Genomic DNA, 21593 nt, shown 5'->3' with positions numbered 1-21593 from the left:
GAACTTCTCCCGCAACCCCGACCCCACATGATGCGCATGCGCACTCAACACCGCCCCCCCCCCCCCCCCCCCCCCCCCCCCCCCCCCCCCCCCCCCACGCAAAAACCCCCCGCGGCCCCCCAACATTTTATAGGGTCGCGGCCCGCGGCTCTTGATCGGTGCGGTGATACGCGGTCAGGCAGACTTCCTGCTGTCCCGCGGGTGCACGGCGATGTTCATGGCACCGGAGCGCAGAACCGCCAGCCTCTCGGCCAGCACCTCCTCCAGCTCCTCGCGGGTACGCCGCTCCATGAGCATGTCCCAGTGCGTACGCGCAGGCTTGCCCTTCTTCTCCTCGGGGCCGTCCCCGTCCACCAGGAGTGCCGTGGCGCCGCACGCCTTGCACTCCCACTCCGCCGGAATTTCCGCCTCTACCGAGAACGGCATCTCAAAACGATGTCCGTTCGGGCATGCGTACTCCACCGCCTGGCGCGGGGCCAGATCGATGCCGCGGTCCGTCTCGTAGCTGGTAACCACGAGTCGCGTACCGCGGAGAGCTCGCTCACTCATGAATCGTGCCTCCCGGGCTTGTCGCCCACAGGACAGGTGTCGCTGTCGTCGTCATCCGGTCAACGTCCGGTCGGCGGTAAAGATTCCCGTTGCCGGTCATGCGTCGCCCGTCGTGCCGCTGCTTGTCTGGGTGTACTACCCACCGGTGCCCGGTTTGTCACCTCTGGTCGAAGTTGTCACCCTAGGGTTCGGCTTCTTCCGCTCGCAGTAACGGTCCTCCGGGCAGGCCAAAGACGTATACTACCGGCCTTTCACTTCAACGTCTAAATCCGGTCCGGAACGGGATTGCCCGCGGCGGCCACCGCGGCCCGTACGGGAACCCTCGCCAGGAGTACGGAGCCGAGCGCGAAGAAGAGCACCAGGGACAGGATCGCATCCCGGTAACTGCCGGTGAGCTGGTAGCCGAGACCGAAGACCAGGGGCCCCAGCCAGCTGAGTCCCCGGTCACTCATCTCGTAGGCGGAGAAGTACTCCGCCTCCTTCCCGCGCGGCACCAGGTGCGAGAACAGCGACCGCGAAAGCGCCTGGCTGCCGCCCAGCACGAGCCCGATCGCGGCCGCCAGAGTGAAGAAGAACACCGGCGCGTCGGCGGGCAGCACGTACGCGGCGGCGAGGATCAGCGTCCAGACGGCCAGGGAAGCGAGAATCGTGCGCTTCGCTCCGTACCGCCGGGCGAGTCGTCCCATCCCCAGCGCGCCCGCCACCGCGAGCACCTGCACGAGCAGCACGGCGACGATCAGGGTCGTCTGGTCGAGGCCGAGCTCCTCGGAGCCGTAGAGCGAGGCCTGGGAGATCACCGTCTGGATGCCGTCGTTGTAGACCAGATAGGCGAGCAGGAAGGACAGGGTGAGCGGGTGGCGGCGCATGTCGCGCAGCGTCGCCCGCAGCTGTCGCCATCCGGAGCCGACTGTACCGTCGCCGCCGGGCGCCGCCCGGCGGTCACGCAGCCGCCGCAGCGGTACGAGGGCGAAGGCACCCCACCAGACGCCGGCCGAGGCGATGCAGATCCGGACCGCGTCGGACTCGGACAGCCCGAAGGAGTCGTGGCCCGTGTAGAGGACCAGATTCAGGACGAGAACCAACGCGCCCGAGGTGTACCCGAAGGCCCAGCCGCGCGAGGAGACCGCGTCGCGTTCCTCCGGGGTGGCGATCTGCGGCAGGTACGCGTTGTACAGGGCCATCGACACGGAGATCGACGCGTTCGCCACGATCAGCAAGAAGGCTCCCAGCAGATAGCGGTGGCCCTCCAGGAAGAACATGCAGGCCGTTGCCGTCGCACCCGTGTACGCGGACACCGCGAGCAAGGGCTTCTTGCGTCCCGTGCGGTCCGCCGCCGCGCCCACGACCGGCATCAGGACCACGGCCACGACGATGGACACCGACACGGTGTACGCGAAGAGGGAGCCCGCCCGCACGGGTATGCCCAGCGGATGCACGAAACCGTCCGTGTCGGCGGCCGCCTCGGCTATCGACGTCAGATAGGGGCCGAGGAAGACCGTCACGACGCTGGTGGAATACACGGAACAGGCGAAGTCGTAGAAATACCAGCCGCGTTGCTCTCGCCTGCGTTCGGCGGCCTCGGCCGGCTGCCCGGCCGGCTCCGCAGTTCCTGCTGTACCGGTGCTCACACGCGCCCCCTCGTTCGTCGCGTGCGGACGCGCCAGGCCCCGGCGTCAGGCCCAGGCCCCCCGCTCGCCCAGCACCGTGCGCAGCGTCTCGATGTGATCGGTCATGATGCCATCCACCCCGAGGTCCAGGAGCGCCGCCATCCGTTCCGGTTCGTTGACCGTCCAGACATGGACCTGCAGGCCGCGGGCGTGCGCCGTACGGACGAAGTTCCGGTCCACGACACGGATGCCGTTCCGGCTCTCCGGGACCTGCGCGCAGACCGCGCCCGCCCGGAGTGCCGCAGGGATGCCGTACGAGCGCAGCCGCAGACCGAGCACGCCTCGCACCCCGTAGGAGGTGGCCAGGCGGGGGCCCGCGAGGCGGTGTGCCCTGGCCACGCGCGCCTCCGAGAACGAACCCACGCACACCCGGTCCCAGGCGTCGGTCCTGCGGATCAGGTCGATGAGCGGCACGAGGGCGGGCTCCGCCTTGATGTCCACGTTCCAGCGGGCGTCCGGGAACTCCTCCAGCAGCTCCTCGAAGAGCGGCAGCGGCTCGCTGCCCGCCACCCTCGCCCGGCGCACCTCGCTCCAGGGCAGCCCGGCTATCCGCCCCCGGCAGTCCGTCACCCGGTTCAGGGTCGGGTCGTGGAAGGCGACCAGGCGGCTGTCCGCCGTGGCGTGGACATCGGTCTCGAAGTAGCGGTAGCCGACGCCGGCCGCACGACGGAACGCGGCTGCGGTGTTCTCCAGGCCGTCCGCAGCCCCGCCGCGGTGGGCGAAGGGAATCGTCGAAGGATGGTCCAGATAGGGGTGGCGCCCCGAAGTCGCTGCGGTCACCGCGGAAGTATCGCCCCTTGCGGTGTCCGCCCGGCAACGGCCGGGGTGCGGGCGTCCGGCGCGGGGACGTGGAAGAGACGCAGGAAGAACTGGGCGAGCGGGCCGATGGCCAGGGCGTACAGAACCGTGCCGACGCCGAGCGAACCGCCGAGCAGGAAGCCGGTCACGACCACGGCCAGCTCGATCGCCGTACGCACCAGCCTGATGGAACGACCGGTGAGCCGGTTCAGGCCGGTCATCAGGCCGTCGCGCGGCCCCGGTCCGAAGCGCGCGGAGATGTACAGGCCCGTGGCGACGCCGTTGAGCACGATGCCTGCGGCCATCGCGGGGATCTGCGCTCCGAGGCCGTGCAGATCCGGTACGAGGGCGAGCGTGCCGTCCATCGCGATGCCGACGGCGAACACGTTGGAGACGGTGCCGAGCCCCGGGCGCTGCCTGATCGGGATCCACAGGAGCAGGACGACCGCTCCGACGAGAATCGAGACGACCCCGATGGAGATGCCGGTCCGCTCGGCGAGCCCCTGGTGCAGCACTCCCCATGGTTCGAGTCCGAGCCCGGCGCGGACCAGGAGCGCCGAGCTCGCCCCGTACAGGGCCAGGCCCACGTACAGATGAATCAGCCTGCGGGTGAACCGGGCGCCGCTCCGGGCGGTGGTGTCGGACAAGTGGTGCCCCCTGTGTGGTGGTGGTGGTGGTGGACTGCTTCGTGTCACTCTGTGGCGGGGGATCGGCTGCCAACTATGGCCAATCCGAGGAAGGTGGACTGATTTGCATGGCGCAGTGGACTTCGACCGTCGGCGCGGCGCAGCTCGCCCGTCAGCTCCAGGGCCAGCGGGCACGTCCCCTGGCGCCGGGCGCCCGTAAGCCGCCCGCCTACCGCGCGCTCGCAGACGGGGTGCGTCTGCTCGTCCTGGAGGGCCGGGTCCCGGTCGCCGCGCGGCTCCCCGCCGAACGGGAGCTCGCACTGGCCCTGTCCCTCAGCCGGACCACTGTCGCCGCCGCGTACGAGGCGCTGCGCGCCGAAGGGTTCCTGGAGTCGCGCCGCGGGGCGGGCAGCTGGACCGCCGTCCCAGCGGGCAACCCGCTGCCCGCCCGGGGCCTCGAACCGCTGCCCCCGGAGTCGCTCGGCTCGATGATCGACCTGGGGTGCGCCTCGCTGCCCGCCCCGGAGCCGTGGCTGACCCGGGCCGTCCAGGGCGCGCTGGAGGAGCTGCCGCCGTACGCGCACACGCACGGCGACTACCCGGCCGGCCTTCCCGCGCTGCGGCAGATGATCGCGGACCGTTACACCGGGCACGGCATCCCCACGATGCCCGAACAGGTCATGGTCACCACCGGGGCGATGGGCGCCATCGACGCCATCTGCCATCTCTTCGCCGGGCGCGGTGAGCGCATCGCCGTGGAGTCACCGAGCTACGCCAACATCCTCCAGCTCATGCGGGAGGCGGGCGCCCGACTGGTGCCCGTGGCGATGGAGGAGGGCCTCGGCGGCTGGGACATGAACCGCTGGCGTCAGGTCCTGCGGGATGCCGCGCCGAGGCTGGCCTATGTGGTCGCCGACTTCCACAACCCCACCGGAGCCCTGGCCGGCGAGCAGCAGCGCCGCGCCCTGGTCGAGGCCGCCCGGTCGGCGGGCACGGTCCTGGTGGTCGACGAGACCATGCACGAGCTGCACCTGGACGCGGAGGTGGGGATGCCCCGCAGGGTCTGCGCGTTCGACCCGGCCGGCAGCACCGTCCTGACCGTCGGCTCCGCGAGCAAGGCCTTCTGGGCCGGTATGCGGATCGGCTGGGTGCGGGCCGCGCCGGACGTCATCCGCAGCCTGGTCGCGGCACGCGCGTACGCCGACATGGGGACGCCGGTGCTGGAACAGCTCGCCATCAACTGGCTGCTGCGGACGGGCGGCTGGGAGCAGGCCGTGGCCATCCGGCGTGAGCAGGCGCGGGAGAACAGGGATGACCTGGTGCGGGCGCTGCGCCGGGAGCTCCCGGAGTGGGAGTTCGAGGTGCCGGCCGGCGGCCTCACCCTGTGGGTGCGCACCGGCGGGCTCTCCGGCTCCCGGCTGGCCGTGGCGGGAGAGCGGGTCGGCGTCCGCGTCCCGTCGGGGCCCCGCTTCGGGGTCGACGGGGCCTTCGAGGGCTATGTGCGGCTGCCCTTCACCGTGGGCGGTCCGCTGGCGGACGAGGCGGCGCTCCGGCTCGCCGCGGCCGCCGAGCTGGTCGGCTCAGGGGCGAGCGCGGGAGCGGAGGCGCCCCGGACCTTCGTGGCCTGAGGCGCTCACCCCTCCGCGACGGCCGGCGTTGCGATCAGCTTGTCCGTGTGCACGGACACGGGCTCGGCGGTGGGCTCCGGTGGCGCGGCCTGCTCCACCGCCGGAGCCCCGCCGGGCAGCAGGTCGAGCACCGCCCGGCGGTGCGCCTCGCTCGTGGCCGCGTCGTACGGGTCCGGGGTGGCGGGCACCTGGAGCCGCACGACCGGCCCGCTGCCCAGCCGGGTGTAGCCGCGCCCCGGCGGGACGTCGGGGATGGGCGTGGTGTGCGGCTGGGCGCCCAGGACCGCCTCGACCTGGTCGCGGTCCGCCGGGCCGAGGACGGCGCGTGCCCTGGTGTGGGTCCGTACGGTCTCGGTGAGGGCGTCCAGGCTGTCGAAGGCGTCCGCGACGACCACCGTCACCCCGGCGGCGCGGCCGTGCCGCAACGGCACCTGGAGAAGCTCCTGAGGGTCCTGCCTGTTGTCGACGGCCGCCAGGTGACCCAGGGCGCTCGGGCGGTCGAGCAGGATCCAGAGGGGGCGCTTGATGTCCTCGGGCTCGGGGTGACCGGCCTGACGGGCCCGGTTGGCGGCGATGAGCCGCCGCTCGGTCTCGTGCACGGCCCATTCGAGTGTGGCGAGGGCCCCGGCCAGACCGCACTCCACCGCCAGTACGCCGTTCCGGCCGACCAGGAAGCCGTACTCGCCCGTGCCGCCGCCTTCCACGACGAGGATGTCGCCGTGCTGGAGTGCCTGCAGGGCGAGGGAGCGCATCAGGGTCGTGGTGCCGCTGCCGGGGTGCCCGGCGATCAGCAGATGGGGCTCCGTCGAGCGGGCGCCGGTCCGCCAGATCACCGGAGAGGCGTTCCGCGTCACCTCGCCGTCCTGAACCGGCACGGTGCGCCGGACCGCGTCGGCGTCAGTGAAACCCAGCACGGTCTCGCCGGGCGCGGTGACGAATCGTTGGGCGGCGATGGTGGCCGGGAGCGCGGCGAGCACGGTCATGAGGAGGTGGTTGCTCTCCTCGTCCCAGGCGAAGTGGTACTCGCGGCCCCGGCCCGACTTGGCGTGGAGCACCTGTTCGACCCGGGCACGGGACGCGGGGTCGCCGTCGGTGAAGTGCGCGGGGTAGTTCACCTGGAGCCGGGTGAGACGCCCGTTGTCGTCGAATTCGTACGACGTGCCGAAAACCTTTTCCCAGTCGCCGCCGTGGGAGAACAGCGGACCGGGGTCGTCGGCCACGGAGAAGTGCGGCACCAGCGCCTCGTAGAGCGCCTGGAGCCGTGCGGTCCCTGCCTCGCCGGGGCCGGTCTTCGCGGGGGTGCGGTCGCGCCCCCGCCATGTGGCAGCGCCCATCACCGAGATCAGGGCCAGCAGAGGCCCGTAGGGGATGAGCGCCACCACCAGTACGCAGGCCGCGACGAGGAACAGTACGTGTCCGCGCCGGTCCTTGGGTGTCGCGGCCCATTTCTGCCGCCCTGCTCCCGTCAGCAGCCGCAGACCACGGGTGACCGTGATCAGTGGGTGGAGGACGTCGGTGGCGTTGTCGGCGGCCGTGCGCACGATCTCGCGACTGCGGGTGATCGAAGCGTTGCCGCTGGTCAGAATGCGGGGGAGTGGTCGCCGGGCCACGTCGGTCTCCTGGAGTGGTGAGGAGCGGTTTCGGAGCGTCAGAACTTGATCCCGCCCAGCATGCTGGCGAGGCTCGCCCCGCCGGCGGTGATGCTCGGGGCGATGGCCGTGCCGGCCAGGTAGAAGCCGAACAGGGCGCAGATGAGGGCGTGGGAGGCCTTGAGTCCGTCCTTCTTGAAGAACAGGAAGACGATGATGCCGAGCAGTACCACGCCCGAGATGGAGAGGATCATGAGCGGTTCTCCTGGTTGAGGGGACAGTCACCATGAGTACTTCCAGGATCACAAGATGTATCTATACGATTAAAGGTGCAAACGGGTGAATATCGCTTCATTTCACTCGAATGGTGGATGAAAAGTGGTTACTCATGAGCTTCGGGAGCTGCGCGGGCCCCGTCCCTGCCGGAATGTGAGGCCGACGCCGTGATCTCCAGCCGCTCCGGGGCAGGCTGACGACCGTCCCGGAGCAGTACGCTGTCGATTCACCCGTACGGCCCCCGCCGTACCCCCCCACCAGGCCGGTAACGGCCCGAAACGGCCATGGAAGGCGGTCCGTCCCATGAGTGAAACCCCCGATCACGAGGTGGTCGAGCTGGCGACCAAGGTCTTCGACCTGGCACGCCGGGGCGAGAGTGACGCGCTCGCCGCCTACGTCGACGCGGGCGTCCCCGTGAACCTCACCAACGACCGGGGCGACTCCCTGCTCATGCTCGCCGCCTACCACGGGAACGCCCCCGCCGTCGTCGCACTCGCGGCCCGTGGCGCCGACCCGGGCCGGGCCAACGACCGGGGGCAGACCCCGTTGGCCGGAGCCGTCTTCAAGGGTGAGCGCGAAGTGATCGACGCACTGCTCGCCGCGGGCGCCGATCCCGCCGCCGGGACGCCCTCCGCAGTGGACACCGCACGCATGTTCGGCAAGGGCGACCTGCTGGAACTCTTCGGTGCGCGCTGAGACGCGGTCCGGTCCGCCGGCCGGCCGGTGCGTCGTAAATGTGGTCGCGTCGGCGAAATGGCTGGGTCATCATGACGTCGCGGGTCCGTTTCGGGCCACCGACGAGAGGCAGAGGAAGATGAGCACCAGGCAGAAGACGGCGGTCGGCCGATCATGTTGCTGCGCGGCCTAGGGGATGTCGCCCCGGCACATGGAACAGCACAGTCCCGGTTGCGTCGACAGCTTGATGTGAGGCTTTCCCCATGTTCGATCCGTTCATAGCGCCGAGCGGCACGCTGCTCGGCCTGCTGCAGAGGGGCCGCGGCGACGGCACGCTCCACGCACTCGCCGCCCCGCGAACCGAGGCCCTCGAGGCTCTCAGCCACTGCGTCCTGAGCGATCCGCGCCACGACTGGCAGGTCGAGAACCGCTCCCTCTACTACGCCCGCCTCTACCTCGACCTCGACGGTGGCACCGAGGAGATCGAGCGGCACCTCTGGGATCCCGAGGACCACCTCGACACCGATGAAGCACGCACGGGTCTCGCACTCGCCGTGCTCGGGCACCTCGCCTCCTACGGACGCGAAGAGGCCCTCGTACTCCTGCGCCGGTACGCCGCGACGGGGGCCAACTGGGCCTGGGCGCTCGACGAACTGGCCCTGCGTGACGACGACGCCGGGCTGCGCTCCCTCGCGGAGCCGGTGCTCGCCCGTTTCCCCGCCACCGCGGAGGGCGCGGCCGAGCTGGCCGCCACCGTGCGGGACGCCTTCGAGCCCCGCCCCTGGCGGCTCTGGGCCGACGACCCGCGTGAAGCGGTCGGCGCCCGGGTCAGGGCGGCGACGGAGCAGGGCTCCTTCGACCGATGGCAGCGGCAGATGAGGCCCGGCGGACCGCGCCCAGGCTGGAGCGTCCAGGCCGTCTTCGACTGGGCCCAGGAAGGGCTGGAACGCGGCAGCGCGCTCCACGTCCCCGCGGCCCGCTGCCTCTCCGCCGTCGCCGGGACCGAGGACCGTCCCCTGATCGTCGAGGCTGCCCGCAGCGGCTCCGAGGGTGCGCGCTGCGCCGCCCTGCACTATCTGGCAGAAGTTCAGGACCCTGCCGTGCTCGACCTCATCGAGGAGGCTGTCGTCGGCCCGTCCCGCAAGGTCGCCGAGGCGGCCGTTGCCGCCTTCGAGCGTATGTGCGGAGAAGCAGCGGTCGACAGGGCCCGGCGCTGGGCCCACCGGCCCGACGCCCTCGGAGCCTCGGCGGCCGGGGTCCTTGCCTGCCGCGGCGCCGTACAGGACGCCCCGCTCGTCCTCGCCGCGCTGCGCGAGGCGGTCAGGGGCGAAGGCCCCGACGCCCCGCGCCTGTGGACCCTCGTCGACGGCACGGGGCGCCTGGGCATCGCCTGCGCCGCACCCGTGCTGCGCCATGTGTACCGGGAGACGTCCTCCTCGCACCTGCGCGGCCGCGCCGCCCGTGCACTGGCCGCCACGGACCCGTCCTTCGCCAGCGGATTCGCCGTCGAATGCCTCTGGGACTGCGAGGAGACCACCCGGGAGCTGGCCGCACACCACGCGGAGACCGGGGACATCCGGGTCGCCGAACGGCTGAGGCGGCTCGCCGCCGACCCGGCCGAGGAGGCCGAGGTCCAAACCGCCGTACGCAGCAGGATCGGACCGGACGCACCCGCCGTCTGAGCCCGACCCGGCGGCACAGGAGTACTGACCGGCCTGCCCGTACACCGCCCCTGCGGGGGTCCGAACCCCGCGCCAGAATGGAGGGATGACCGGACGCTGGGAGTTCTGGATCGACCGCGGCGGCACCTTCACGGACGTGGTGGGACGGGACCCGTGCGGCCGGCTGATCTCCCGCAAGCTGCTGTCGCACGACCCCGGCCGCTACCGTGACGCGGCTGTCGCCGGGATCAGGCTGCTGCTCGGTCTCCGCCCCCATGACCCGGTGCCCGCCGACCGGGTCGCGGGCGTCAAGATGGGCACGACCGTCGCCACCAACGCCCTCCTGGAGCGGCGGGGCGAGCCGACCGTCCTGGTCATCACCGAAGGCTTCCGGGACGCCCTGCGGATCGCGTACCAGAACCGGCCGCGTCTCTTCGACCGCCGCATCCTGCTCCCCGAAGCCGTGTACGACCGGGTCGTCGAGGTGCCGGAGCGCACCGATGCCCGGGGAAGGGTCGTGAGAGCCCTCGACCGCGCCGCCGTGGCCGAGCGGCTGAGGGCGGTCGCGAAGGACGGGATCCGCAGCGCGGCCGTCGTGCTCATGCACGGCTACCGTCACCCCGACCACGAGAGGGCCGTCGCGGAGGAAGCCAGGGCGACGGGCTTCACCCAGGTCAGTTGTTCGCACGAGGTCAGCCCGCTGATCAAGCTGATACCACGCGGCGACACCACCGTCGTCGATGCCTACCTCTCGCCGATCCTGCGCCGCTACGTCGAAGAGGTGGCGGCCGAACTCCCCGGGATCCGCCTCATGTTCATGCAGTCCAACGGTGGGCTGCGCGAGGCCGCCCACTTCCGGGGCAAGGACGCGGTGCTCTCCGGCCCGGCAGGAGGCGTCGTCGGCATGGTGCGTACGTCCGGCCAGGCGGGCTACGACCGGGTCATCGGCTTCGACATGGGCGGCACCTCCACCGACGTCTCCCACTACGCGGGAGAGTTCCAACGCGAAGTCGGGACCCAGGTGGCGGGGGTGCGGATGAGCGCGCCCATGATGAGCATCCACACCGTCGCCGCAGGCGGCGGGTCCGTCCTGCACTTCGACGGACGGCGCTACCGGGTCGGCCCCGACTCGGCCGGAGCCGACCCCGGCCCCGCCTGCTACCGCCGGGGCGGGCCGCTCACCGTCACTGACGCGAACGTGATGCTCGGCCGCATCCGCCCGGAGCACTTCCCCGCCGTCTTCGGCCCGGAAGGCGACCGGCAGCTCGACGCCGGTCTCGTGGAGAGGTGCTTCGAGCGTCTGGCCGAGGAGGTCTCGGCCGCCACCGGTGGCAGGCGTACGGCTGCCGAGGTGGCCGCGGGTTTCCTGGAGATCGCCGTACTGAACATGGCGAACGCCGTCAAGAAGATCTCCGTCCAGCGAGGCCATGACGTCACCCGTTACGCCCTCACCGGCTTCGGCGGCGCCGGAGGACAGCACGCCTGCGCCGTCGCGGACGCCCTGGGCATCGACACCGTCCTCGTGCCGCCGCTCGCCGGTGTCCTCTCCGCGTACGGGATCGGTCTCGCCGATGCCACCGCGATGCGCGAACAGTCCGTCGAAGCCGGGCTGGACAAGGAGACCGGGAACCAGGTGCGCGCCATCTGCGAGGGCCTGGCGGAGCGCACCCGCGCCGAACTCCGTGCCGACGGAGTCCCCGACAGCGCCATCGGCACCCGGGCACGGATCCTGCTGCGTTACGCCGGGACGGACGCCGCCCTGCCCGTCGCCCACGGCACCGTCGCCGCCATGGCCGGGGCCTTCACCGACGTCCACCGGGCGCGCTACGGATTCACCATGGACAAGCCCCTGGTGGTCGAGGCCGTGTCCGTGGAGGCCACCGGAACGGCCGCATCGCACACCCCGCCCCGGGCGGGTGCGCGCACAGGGGAAGGACCTGCCCGGCCTCTCGGCACGGTGAGGATGTTCACCGGGGCCGGATGGCTGGACGCCGGCCTGTACCGCCGGGCGACACTGCGCGCCGAGGACACCGTGAACGGACCGGCCGTCGTCACCGAGGACGACGCCACCACCGTCGTCGACCCCGGCTGGCAGGCGACGGCGGGACCGGCCGGGCACCTCGTGCTGCGCCGGGCCGAGCCGCGACCCGCCCGGACCGCCGTCGGCACCCGGGTGGACCCGGTCATGCTCGAAGTGTTCAACAACCTCTTCATGTCGATCGCCGAACAGATGGGCGTACGACTGGAGAACACGGCCCACTCCGTCAACATCAAGGAGCGGCTGGACTTCTCGTGCGCGCTGTTCGACGCGGACGGCAACCTGGTGGCCAACGCCCCGCACATCCCGGTCCACCTGGGATCGATGGGCGAGTCCATCAAGGAGGTGCTGCGGCGCAACGAGGGGACCCTGCGGCCTGGCGACGTGTACGCCGTCAATGATCCGTACCACGGTGGAACACACCTGCCGGACGTGACCGTCGTGACGCCCGTGTTCGACGAAGCCGCCTACGGCCAGGAGAGCCGGCTGCGCTTCCTGGTCGCGTCACGCGGGCACCACGCGGAGATCGGGGGGATCACCCCGGGCTCCATGCCCGCCTTCAGCCGCACGGTCGACGAGGAAGGCGTCCTGTTCGACAACTGGCTGCTGGTACGCGACGGAAACCTCCGCGAGGCGGAGACCAGGAACCTGCTCACGGCCGCCGTCCACCCCTCACGCGACCCGGACACCAACCTCGCCGACCTGCGCGCCCAGATCGCGGCCAACGAGAAGGGGATCACCGAACTACGGCGCATGACACGCCAGTTCGGACAGGACGTCGTCGAGGCGTACATGGGCCACGTCCAGGACAACGCCGAGGAGTCCGTACGCCGCATCGTGGCCGGACTGCGCCACGGCTCCTGCCGCTACGAGACCGACAACGGCGCCGTCATCGCGGTGAGCGTGACCGTGGACCGCGACGCCCGCAGCGCAGTCCTCGACTTCGAGGGCACCTCCCCTCAGCAGACCGGCAACTTCAACGCCCCCAGATCTGTTGTCATGGCCGCCGTCCTCTACGTGTTCCGTACGCTCGTCGAGGACGACATCCCCCTCAACAGCGGCTGCCTGAACCCCCTGGACATCCGCGTCCCGGAGGGATCGATGCTCGCCCCCGTCCACCCGGCGGCGACCGTCGCCGGCAACGTCGAGACCTCCCAGGCCGTCACCGGCGCCCTCTACGCGGCCCTGGGCGTCCAGGCCGAGGGGTCGGGCACCATGAACAACCTCACCTTCGGCAACGACCGGGTCCAGTACTACGAGACCGTCGCGAGCGGTTCCGGTGCCGGCGACGGCTTCGACGGGGCAGACGCCGTGCAGACCCATATGACCAACTCCCGGCTCACCGACCCCGAGATCCTCGAGTGGCGCTATCCGGTGCTGCTGGAGAGCTTCGGCGTGCGCGAGAACAGCGGAGGCCCGGGCCGGTGGCACGGGGGACGCGGGGTGGAACGCCGGATCCGTTTCCTCGAACCCGTCACCGTGGCCCTTCTGTCGGGACACCGCCGGGTACCGCCGTACGGCATGGCGGGAGGCGGGCCCGGAGCTCTCGGCGAGCAGCACATCGAGCGGGCCGACGGCACGACCGTGACCCCGCTCGAAGGCTGCGACACCGCCGAGCTGGACACCGGGGACGTCCTGGTGCTGCGCACCCCCGGAGGGGGCGGTTACGGGCGCCCGTGACCCGTCGCTTCTGCGCCGTTTCGACCGTCGTCGGTGCGAGGACCTAATCTGTGCAGCGTGACTTCGCCTGCCGACACCCAGACCGCTGCGCCCCAGCTCAGCGCGGGACCGAGGCCCGCCCCGGGACCCGCCGCCGATGAGGGGCTCTCGCGTCGGCTGCGCGCACTCGCCTGCACCGCCCCGCTGCACGACCTCGACGTGCGCAAGACCAGTCTGGCCGGCGAGTACACGGTCTACGCGATGGCCGAAGTGGCCCTCGCCGCGATCGACCTGGTCACCCTCAACATGGACTTCGACACGGGCGCCGACCACGACCAGATAGTGGCCAGGCTCCTCCCGCGCGTCGCCGCCCAGGCACCGCGCCGGCCCGTCACCGAGCACGAACGGGTCGCGCGCTGGGTCCTGGAGAACCTGATCAACGTCGGCAGCGTGGACCGCGGCTTCCGCGCCGTGTACGGCACCTTCGGGCCCGACGGCGCATACGTCCGCAGGGACTACGACTTCAAGCTCATCGAGGAAGTCCCCGGCCAAAGCGGCACCGTCTACCTCCGCGCCACCGACGAGGCGGTCAACGTCCTGGTCGGCGCCCTGGACACAGACGTCACCAGTGCCCAGATCGCCGCCGAGGTGAAGCTGGAGGTCCTCATCAGCAGGGGTCGCCTCGCCGACGCCCAGCTCGCCGCCGAACAGGCCCGCTACCGCACCGTCCAGTACGCCGAGACGCTCCGCAGGACGCTGGAGGCGACCCGGCGCAACGTCCGCGCCGTCGACTGGCTCAACGCCGTACCCGACATGATCGCCGAGGCGCTGGACCACGTCGCCGACCGCTACCGTCACGAGAACGCGATTCTCACCAACATCCGCAAGGCCAGGGACGAGGCGGAGGAACCCGAGCACAAGCGCCGCGCCGCCGAGCTCGTCGACATCGTCAAGGACTGCATCCGCCGCCACACCCAGCTCCAGTCCAGACTGCTGGAGGCGGGGCCCCTGTTCCGGGCCGAGCAGGACCGGCAGGCATTCGCCGCCCCCGCCGCGCAGGCCGGCCTCGACCTGTACGGACAGCTCGTCGTCCCGCTGCTGCCGCTCCCCGTCGAGCAGGCAACGCGCGCCACCAACGCGTTCTTCGCGCACGGCACCGGGCTGCGCACGCCCACCTCGGTCCGGGTCGGCGACCTCGTCGACCTGCTGCTCATGCCTCCGGTGGAGCGCGAGCACCTGGGCGCCGAGATGCCCGAGCCCGACCTCATCGCCACCCCGGACGACAGCCGGTTCAGCGAGGAGCAGCTCGGATACGCCATGGAGCTGCTCGACCTGGAGCACGACGCCCCCCGCAGGCTCTCCGGACTCCTGGCCGAGGCCCGGCTGCGCGACCCCGAGCTGCCCTACCTGGTCGCCCTGCTCGCCGTCCACGCGGCGAGCCCGCCGGTCGGCACGGCCTACCGCCAGGGCGAGCGCCGGCTGCTGTTCGCCGTCGACGACGGCGTCCCGCTCGAGGACCAGGAATTCGGCGGAGCCGACCTGATAGTGGGCATGGCCCTGCTGGACGCGGCGGGCATGGCCGCGGACCGCAGGGACGCCTCGTGAGCGTCCCCGGCCCGACCACCCACCCACTGCCGCCCGGGAGCGGCACCCGTACCGAGGAGTCACCGAGTTGAGCGAGCAGCACGCCGAGCACACCGACGCGTGGGGCGACCCGTCCTTTTTGCACGCGGCCGACGCCGCACGGCCGGCCGCTCCCACCGCTGTCACCCCCGCGGACGCGGCCGACGCGGCCCGGCTGGTCTCGTTCGGGCTGCAGCCGAAGCTGATGCCCGCCCGCGACACCGAATACACCGAGCTGCTCCGCCGGTACCGTGAAGAACCGGCCTTCGCCCGTCTCACCGATGCCGTGGCCACCGGCCTCGGACTCATCGTCCTGGAGGTCTCCACCCGCGCAGGGATGGCCGTGACCGCCGGCGAGGACTCTGTCTTCGCCGTACGCATGGGCGACTACGCGCGGCGCGCGTCCTCCGACTCAGCCGACCGCTTCCTGCACGGCCTGGCCCACCTCGCCGTGGCTGCCATGGCCTTCCCCCGGCCCGAGGACCTGGCCGACGACTCCTACATCGGCCGCATCACGGTCAACGGTGTCGACGCCTTCGTCCGCCAGGCCTGCCTACGGCTGGAGCAGCGCGCCGAGGAGCAGGGCGACAACACCGACCCGGCCACCGACGCCCCCGGCCTGGAATCAGGGTGGAGGGTCTACGCCCGCCGCAGTTCCACCGGCGCCACCAAGGACGCCCGCAGGCTCGCCGGGTCCACGACCGGCATCATCGGCAAGGCCGTCGCCTTCCTCACCGACTCGGGCTTCCTCCAGCGCACCGGGGACGACGCGGGCGGCGCCTACCGCACCACGGCCCGCTACCAGCTCCAGGTACGTGACATGGCGGGCAGCGCCGCCATGGCCGAGCTGCTGGAGCTCGGCGTCGTCCCGGTCACGGACGGTTCGGCCACCCTGCTGCCCCCGCCCGATCCCGACAGCCTGGAGCTGGCCGCCGACGCGGGACTTCCCTTCCACTCCTGAACCCGCACCGCCTCCCCCGAACCGTCCCACCCCCGCTGCCACCTCAGCCGCCCGCCCCGCCTGAACGACGAGAGTCCGCCGCCATGTACGAGTTGTCCCGGGTCCGCCTCTACTCCATCGGGCCCGCCGGTGCGCGCTACGCCGACACGGTGCTCGACCTGCGCGGAGTAGGCAAGCCCGTGCCCAGGCCGGCCCCGGCCCAGGCGGAGTTCTTCGAGGACGAGCCCGTCGGCCCGCCGCGCCGCCCGGCACCCGCGGGTGTGCTGTTCCTGGAGAACGGCGGCGGCAAGTCCGTCCTGCTGAAGCTGATCTTCTCGGTGATGCTGCCGGGGCACCGCAACACCCTGGGCGGCGCCAGCTCCGGCGTCCTGCGCAAGTTCCTGCTCGCTGACGACTGCGGACACGTCGCCCTGGAGTGGCAGCACACGCTGACCGGCGAGTGCGTCGTCGTCGGCAAGGTCAGCGAATGGCGTGGCCGACAGGTCTCCAACGACCCGCGCAAATTCGCCGAGGCCTGGTACTCCTTCCGCCCCGGGCCCGGTCTCAGTCTCGACAGCCTTCCCGTCGCCGAGGCCACCTCGGTGGGCCGCCCCGTCGAAGGTGTCTCCGGCGCGCGAGGCAGGCGCCGGACCATGAAGGGATTCCGCGACGCCCTCACGGACGCCGGCAAGTTCTACCCGCACCTCGATGTGCACTGGGAAGACATCCACGACCGCTGGAACGAACACCTCGGCGACCTCGGGCTCGACCCCGAACTCTTCCGCTACCAGCGGGAAATGAACGCCGACGAGGGCGAGGCCGCCGGCCTCTTCGCCGTCAAGAAGGACTCCGACTTCACCGACCTGCTGTTGCGGGCGGTCACCGACACCCGCGACACGGACGGTCTCGCCGACCTCGTCAGCGGCTTCGGAAACAAGCTCGGCCGCCGCGCCGAGCTCACCGCGGAACGCGACTTCACCGCCGGTTCCGTCGACCTGCTGGGCCGGATCGTCGAAGCCACCGCGGCACGGGCCCGCAGCCGTGACATCCACGCCGGGGCCGAGCGGCGCACCCGCACCCTCGCCCGCAGGCTCTCCGGCCGCGCCGCCGAGGAGCGCGGCCGCACCGCCGAGCTCGCCCAGCAGGTCACGGCCGCCGCCCACACCGTCACCGAAGCCGAAGCCACCCGCGGTCACCGGAACCTGATCGCTGCCGAACTGGCCTACCGGCACGCCTCCCTGGCTCTGACCGCGGCTGAGAAGAGCGCGGCGGCCCAGCGCCGCGAGCTGGGCGAGGCGCGCACCCTGCACGCCGCGTGGCAGGCAGCCGAAGCGGTCCTGCGCCACCGGGCCGCCGCCGACCGCTCGGCTCGTGTCGCCGTCGCCATCCGGGAGGCCGAGCGCGACGCCGCCCCCGCCCTGGCCGCGCGCGCCACGGCCGCCGGCGACCTCGTACGCGCCCTGCACACCGCCGCCGAGGCGGGGGAGCGGGTGGCCGACGAGGAGGAGGAGCGCTCCGCGACCCTTCAGTCCACCGGGGAAACGGCCCACAGGGACGCCACCACCGCCGCCACCGAGGCTCAGCGTGCCCGCAGCGAGGCAGGCCATCTGCGCCAGCGTCTCGCCGAGGTCGAGCAGGAGACCGCCGAGGCCGTACGGGCGGGCTGGCTCGACGACACCGCGCCGGACTCCGACCCGGCCCGCGCGGCCCTCGCCGCGAACGACGCGGAGAAGGCCGCGGTCGCCGCCTGGGACACCGCACGGGAAGCAGCCCGGTCCACCGCCGACCAGGCCCGGGAAGCCGCGGCGGCGGAAAGCCGCACGGAGCTCGCCGCGGCCCGCGCCGCCGACGGCGCACAGGCAGCCGAACAGTCCTACGAGGCCGAGCGCAGGGGCGCCGAGTCGATCGCCGCCGACCACCGCCTCGCCGATTTGTTGGGCCTCCCGGCAGCAGCCGGGGCAGCCGTCCCCCGCCCCCGCCGTGCCGCCACGGGGACGGACGGCACCGCCGACAGCGCGCCAGAACCGGCGTCCTGGGACGCGCCGTCCCTCACGGCCGAGGAGTTCGACAACAGCGCCGACGAGCTGAGGGAGCTCCTCGACCAGGGCATCGCCGCCGCCGAGCGCCGGCTCTTCGATCTGCGCACCGCCGCCGCCGACGACTCCCGCATCCTCGGCGCCCTGGGGGACGGCGGGCTGCTGCCCCCGGGGCCCGATGTCCTCGCCACCGTCGAATATCTCGGTGAGCACGGCATCCCGGCCCTGCCGGGCTGGCGCTATCTGGCCCAGGCCGTCGACCCCGCCGACCACGCGGCGGTCCTGGCAGCACGCCCCGAGCTCGTCGACGGTGTCGTCATCACCGACCCGGACGCGCACACCCGCGCCCGCGAAGTCCTGGCCGCCGCCGCCCTGCTGCCCCGGTCGGCCGTGGCCGTCGGCACCACCGCGGCCCTTCTCGCCCCCGTACCGGCGCCCGGCGGGGCCGGTACCGGCGACGACGTGTTCCTCGTGCCGCCGAACCCGGCGATGCACGACGAACACGCCGCCGACGAGGAGCGCCAGGCACTCAGGACCCGGGCCGCGGCACGCGACGAGGACATCAGGACGCTCGCGGCACGGCTCACCGCCGACCGCTCGCTGGCCGCCCGTATCGGCTCCTGGCGCGCCGACTGCCCGCCCGGGATGCTCGCCGAGCTCGGCGAAGCCGCCCGCACCGCCGTCGCCGCCGCGGAGACCGCGGAGGCGGCACTCGCCGAGGCGCGTACCGTCCGCGCGGAGGCCGACCAGGCCGCCACCGACGCCGCGCGCGTCCGCGACGACCGGCAGGAGGCGGCCCAGCGCGCCCGCCGGGCCGCCGACGCGCTCGCCGGCCTCGCCCACCGTCTCCGTGACCGGGCGGGCTGGCAGGCACGACTGCGTGAACTGACCGACGAGGCTGCCGAATCCGAGGCACGCGCCACGGCGTACCTGGAGCGGGCACGCGCCGCCGACGAGGACCGCCGGGCCGCCCAGCGTGCCGCGGACGACGCCCACCGCACCGCCCGTGCCCTGCGAGCCGAGCGTGCCGAGATCGCGGGAGCCCCGGAGACGCTTCCTGAGCCCGACGCCTCCACCGCACGTACCTCACTCCCCGCCTTGCGCGAGGCATACCGGGCGGCCTCCCAGCTGTACGAAAAGGTGGGCGTCGGAGCCGACCTGCGCGCCGAGCAGGCGCGCGCCGAGAGCGACGAGAGCGCAGCCCTGGCCGAACTCGACCGCCTCACCAACAAGGTCCGCACCCGCGCCGCCCAGCTCCTCGAAGGCACCGACGGAGCCGACGGGCCGTCTCGGCAGGCGGCCGCCGCCCGGGCCGAGTCCCACGTCCAGCTCCTGGAGACCCGGGCTTCCACGGCCAGCGAGCAGCTCGGCCGGCTGCGCGGCGAAGCCGAACGGCTCGCCCCCGCCGACGAGGCGCCCCACCACACCGAGCTCCCCGCCGGCCTGGCCCCGGCCGACGCCGACCAGGCGCAGACCCTGCTCCGTACGGCCACGGCCGAACTGGCCTCCGCCACCGCGGCGCTGGACACCGCGCGCGCCGCGCACGCCGAACTGCTGCGTGCTCATCGCACCGCCGAGGACTCGGCGAGCGGCTTCGACGAGACCGCCGCGCTCCTGCGCGACCTGCTCAGGGACCACGGCGCGGAGGGCGAGGCCGAGACCCCCGACCCGTACCCGGGCACTCTGGAGGAGGCCAGGCAGTCGGGTGCCGAGGCCCGCCGCTCACTGCGCGGCTGCGCCACCGACCTGTCGGCTGCGGAGAGTTCCGTACGGGAGGCAAGCGACGTCCTCGTACGGCACGCCAACTCCACCCGCTACGAGCAGGTCCGCACCCCGGCGCGGCAGCAGATCCGGGAACTCCCGGCAGCTGCCCTGCCCGACCACGCCGAGAAGTGGGCGGTGGCCTTCGCACCCAGGCTGCGTGTGCTCACCGACGAGCTGGCCCAGCTCGAGCGCAACCGTGAGTCCATCGTCGACCGGCTCCGCGGGCTCGTGGAGTCCGCCCTCACGACGCTCCGCTCGGCCCAGCGGCTCTCCCAGCTGCCCGAGGGGCTGGGGGAGTGGTCCGGCCAGGAATTCCTCCGGATCCGCTTCGAGGAACCCGACCAGGCCACGCTCACCGAGCGGCTGGGCGAGGTCATCGACGAGGCCACGCACGCGGCCCTCAAGAAGAACTCCGACCTGCGCAGGGACGGCATGTCCCTCCTGCTGCGTGGTGTTCAGGCGGCGCTGCAGCCCAACGGCATCGCCGTGGAGATCCTCAAACCGGACGCGGTGCTCCGCGCCGAGCGCGTCCCGGTCGGACAGATGGGCGACGTCTTCTCCGGCGGTCAGCTGCTGACCGCGGCGATCGCGCTGTACTGCACGATGGCTGCCCTGCGCAGCAACGACAGGGGCCGCGACCGGCACCGCCACGCGGGAACGCTTTTCCTCGACAACCCCATCGGGCGCGCCAACGCCACCTATCTGCTGGAGCTGCAGCGCGCCGTTTCCGACGCGCTGGGAGTCCAGCTGCTCTACACGACCGGGCTGTTCGACACCACGGCGCTCGCCGAATTCCCGCTCGTCATCCGCCTCCGCAATGACGCGGACCTGCGGGCGGGGCTGAAGTACATCAGCGTGGAGGAGCACCTCAGGCCGGGACTGCCGCAACAGGATCCCGAGGGCGAGACCGTCCACGGCGAGATCACCGCGACCCGCATGTACAAGCGGACCGGCGACGCGTCCGGCACCGCGGGCGGGACGGCGGTCACGGAGATGCGTACGGAGATGACGGACACCTACACGGACGCGGCACAGGCCTGAGCGACAAGGGACGCCGGGGCGCAGGCGGTCAGGCCCGGGAGAGCCGGCCTTCGCCCCGGCGTCGTATCCGGGCCTCCCTGCGCACCTGGGCACGGGTGGCACGCCTGGCCGACCGGCGCTCCCGGCGCATGCGGCGCGCCGTGCTGCTGGGTACGGACACCACGCCGTTGCGCTGGTTCCACACCTGCCGCGTCACCCAGACGTCCAGCACCGACCACGTCGCCACCACCGTGCCCGCGACTCCGCCCAGCACCATCGGGAAGGCGAGCCAGGACTCGGCGAGTGTGCACAGGAAGGCCACCACGGCCTGAATGATGGTCAGCGACATGATGAGGACGGCGCGCACGGCGGCCGTCCGCACAGGATCCGGCATCCGCAGCCGTATCGCGGGTTCCTCCACCCACAGCTGCCGCGGGATCCGGGCACCGGCCGCGGACGCATCGAGCACGGACGCATCAACCACAGACATACCGGCTGCAGACGCACCGGCCGCAGACGGTGTCGCCGTATTCCGGCGCTCATCCGTGTCCAAGACCTTCAACTCCCCACCACTGTCCGACTCAAGGGTGGCTGCCCGGCTTGCGCCCATTCTACGCGGACTGAGCCGTTCGCCTGTCGCACATACCCCCGTGAGGTTCTCCCGCCCCGTACGTCTGGACGAACGCCAGGTCGCGAAGATTCCCGCCGGGGGCCTCGGCCGGCTCCGAAGGGGCAGGGAACGAAGGTTTCCAGCCACTGCCTTGTGTGGACGCAACGCGTTCGGCGAGGAGTTCTCTGTCGCTTTCGCGAAGTTCTTCACCGGGAATACCGGGACAAGTGGTGAGCAAATCGAGGAAGAACGACCGGAAATCGTCCGGACACGTCTTCGAGTTACCGGCAGGTCAGTAGTAAGCTCACGCCGTTTGTTGACGGAACACCGGCCGACACCCGGTGGGCCGCGTCAGGAACACCGCGACAAGCACGAACGCCGTACGGCCGAAAACACCGGAAATTCCGGAAAACGGGCAGACGGGCACGCAGACA

The 21593-nt window shown here is 72.1% G+C and carries 14 protein-coding genes; 7 read left to right on the top strand and 7 right to left on the bottom strand.

Translation table 11 applies throughout. The features are described from left to right. Window positions 1–174 precede the first annotated feature (174 nt). The 4 genes from ACWD04_RS31260 to yczE form a co-directional block, all read right to left on the bottom strand. Window positions 175–549, bottom strand: a complete 375-nt coding sequence (locus tag ACWD04_RS31260; protein WP_078598328.1) for an RNA polymerase-binding protein RbpA — start codon at window positions 547–549, stop codon at window positions 175–177. 263 nt (window positions 550–812) lie between these two features. Then, window positions 813–2177, bottom strand: a complete 1365-nt coding sequence (locus ACWD04_RS31255; RefSeq protein ID WP_451137115.1) for an MFS transporter — start codon at window positions 2175–2177, stop codon at window positions 813–815. Window positions 2178–2222: 45 nt separating this feature from the next. Further along, complete coding sequence (locus ACWD04_RS31250) at window positions 2223–2996, bottom strand: glycerophosphodiester phosphodiesterase (RefSeq protein WP_451137114.1); 774 nt, start codon at window positions 2994–2996, stop codon at window positions 2223–2225. Continuing rightward, the gene (gene yczE, locus ACWD04_RS31245) at window positions 2993–3661 is read right to left on the bottom strand and encodes a membrane protein YczE (protein WP_451137113.1); all 669 of its coding nucleotides are present in this window, start codon (window positions 3659–3661) and stop codon (window positions 2993–2995) included. The genes ACWD04_RS31250 and yczE overlap by 4 nt, the downstream gene beginning before the upstream one ends. A 107-nt stretch (window positions 3662–3768) precedes the next feature. Here yczE and ACWD04_RS31240 point away from each other — a divergent pair, with 107 nt between their 5' ends. Then, window positions 3769–5268, top strand: a complete 1500-nt coding sequence (locus ACWD04_RS31240) for an SCO1417 family MocR-like transcription factor (protein ID WP_451137112.1) — start codon at window positions 3769–3771, stop codon at window positions 5266–5268. Window positions 5269–5273: 5 nt separating this feature from the next. Here ACWD04_RS31240 and ACWD04_RS31235 read toward each other — a convergent pair whose 3' ends face one another. Both ACWD04_RS31235 and ACWD04_RS31230 read right to left on the bottom strand, forming a co-directional pair. After that, the gene (locus ACWD04_RS31235) at window positions 5274–6878 is read right to left on the bottom strand and encodes a hypothetical protein (RefSeq protein ID WP_451137111.1); all 1605 of its coding nucleotides are present in this window, start codon (window positions 6876–6878) and stop codon (window positions 5274–5276) included. Between the two features lie 38 nt (window positions 6879–6916). Then, entirely contained in the window at window positions 6917–7111 is a 195-nt protein-coding gene (locus ACWD04_RS31230) for a hypothetical protein (protein ID WP_014044751.1), read from the bottom strand. A gap of 325 nt (window positions 7112–7436) precedes the next feature. Here ACWD04_RS31230 and ACWD04_RS31225 point away from each other — a divergent pair, with 325 nt between their 5' ends. From ACWD04_RS31225 to ACWD04_RS31200, 6 genes are all read left to right on the top strand, one after another. Beyond that, a complete protein-coding gene (locus ACWD04_RS31225) occupies window positions 7437–7829 on the top strand; it encodes an ankyrin repeat domain-containing protein (protein WP_451137110.1) in 393 nt (130 codons plus the stop codon). Window positions 7830–8071: 242 nt separating this feature from the next. Further along, window positions 8072–9490 carry a HEAT repeat domain-containing protein gene (locus ACWD04_RS31220; RefSeq protein WP_451137109.1) on the top strand — a complete coding sequence of 473 codons (1419 nt, stop codon included), beginning with the start codon at window positions 8072–8074 and terminating at the stop codon, window positions 9488–9490. An 85-nt stretch (window positions 9491–9575) separates the two neighbouring features. Continuing rightward, window positions 9576–13187: a hydantoinase B/oxoprolinase family protein gene (locus tag ACWD04_RS31215; protein WP_451137108.1), complete on the top strand. Its 3612-nt coding sequence runs from the start codon at window positions 9576–9578 to the stop codon at window positions 13185–13187. Between the two features lie 57 nt (window positions 13188–13244). Continuing rightward, entirely contained in the window at window positions 13245–14771 is a 1527-nt protein-coding gene (locus ACWD04_RS31210) for a hypothetical protein (protein WP_451137107.1), read from the top strand. A 67-nt stretch (window positions 14772–14838) separates the two neighbouring features. Further along, a complete protein-coding gene (locus ACWD04_RS31205) occupies window positions 14839–15750 on the top strand; it encodes a hypothetical protein (protein WP_451137106.1) in 912 nt (303 codons plus the stop codon). 83 nt (window positions 15751–15833) lie between these two features. After that, entirely contained in the window at window positions 15834–20570 is a 4737-nt protein-coding gene (locus ACWD04_RS31200; RefSeq protein WP_451137105.1) for a hypothetical protein, read from the top strand. Window positions 20571–20598: 28 nt separating this feature from the next. Here ACWD04_RS31200 and ACWD04_RS31195 read toward each other — a convergent pair whose 3' ends face one another. Further along, window positions 20599–21102: a hypothetical protein gene (locus ACWD04_RS31195; RefSeq protein ID WP_451137104.1), complete on the bottom strand. Its 504-nt coding sequence runs from the start codon at window positions 21100–21102 to the stop codon at window positions 20599–20601. Window positions 21103–21593 lie beyond the last annotated feature (491 nt).

It is taken from the genome of Streptomyces sp. NPDC002911, from assembly GCF_053591835.1.
Note: the sequence above shows the minus strand (reverse complement) of the source record. Positions and strands in the feature narration are given on the sequence as shown.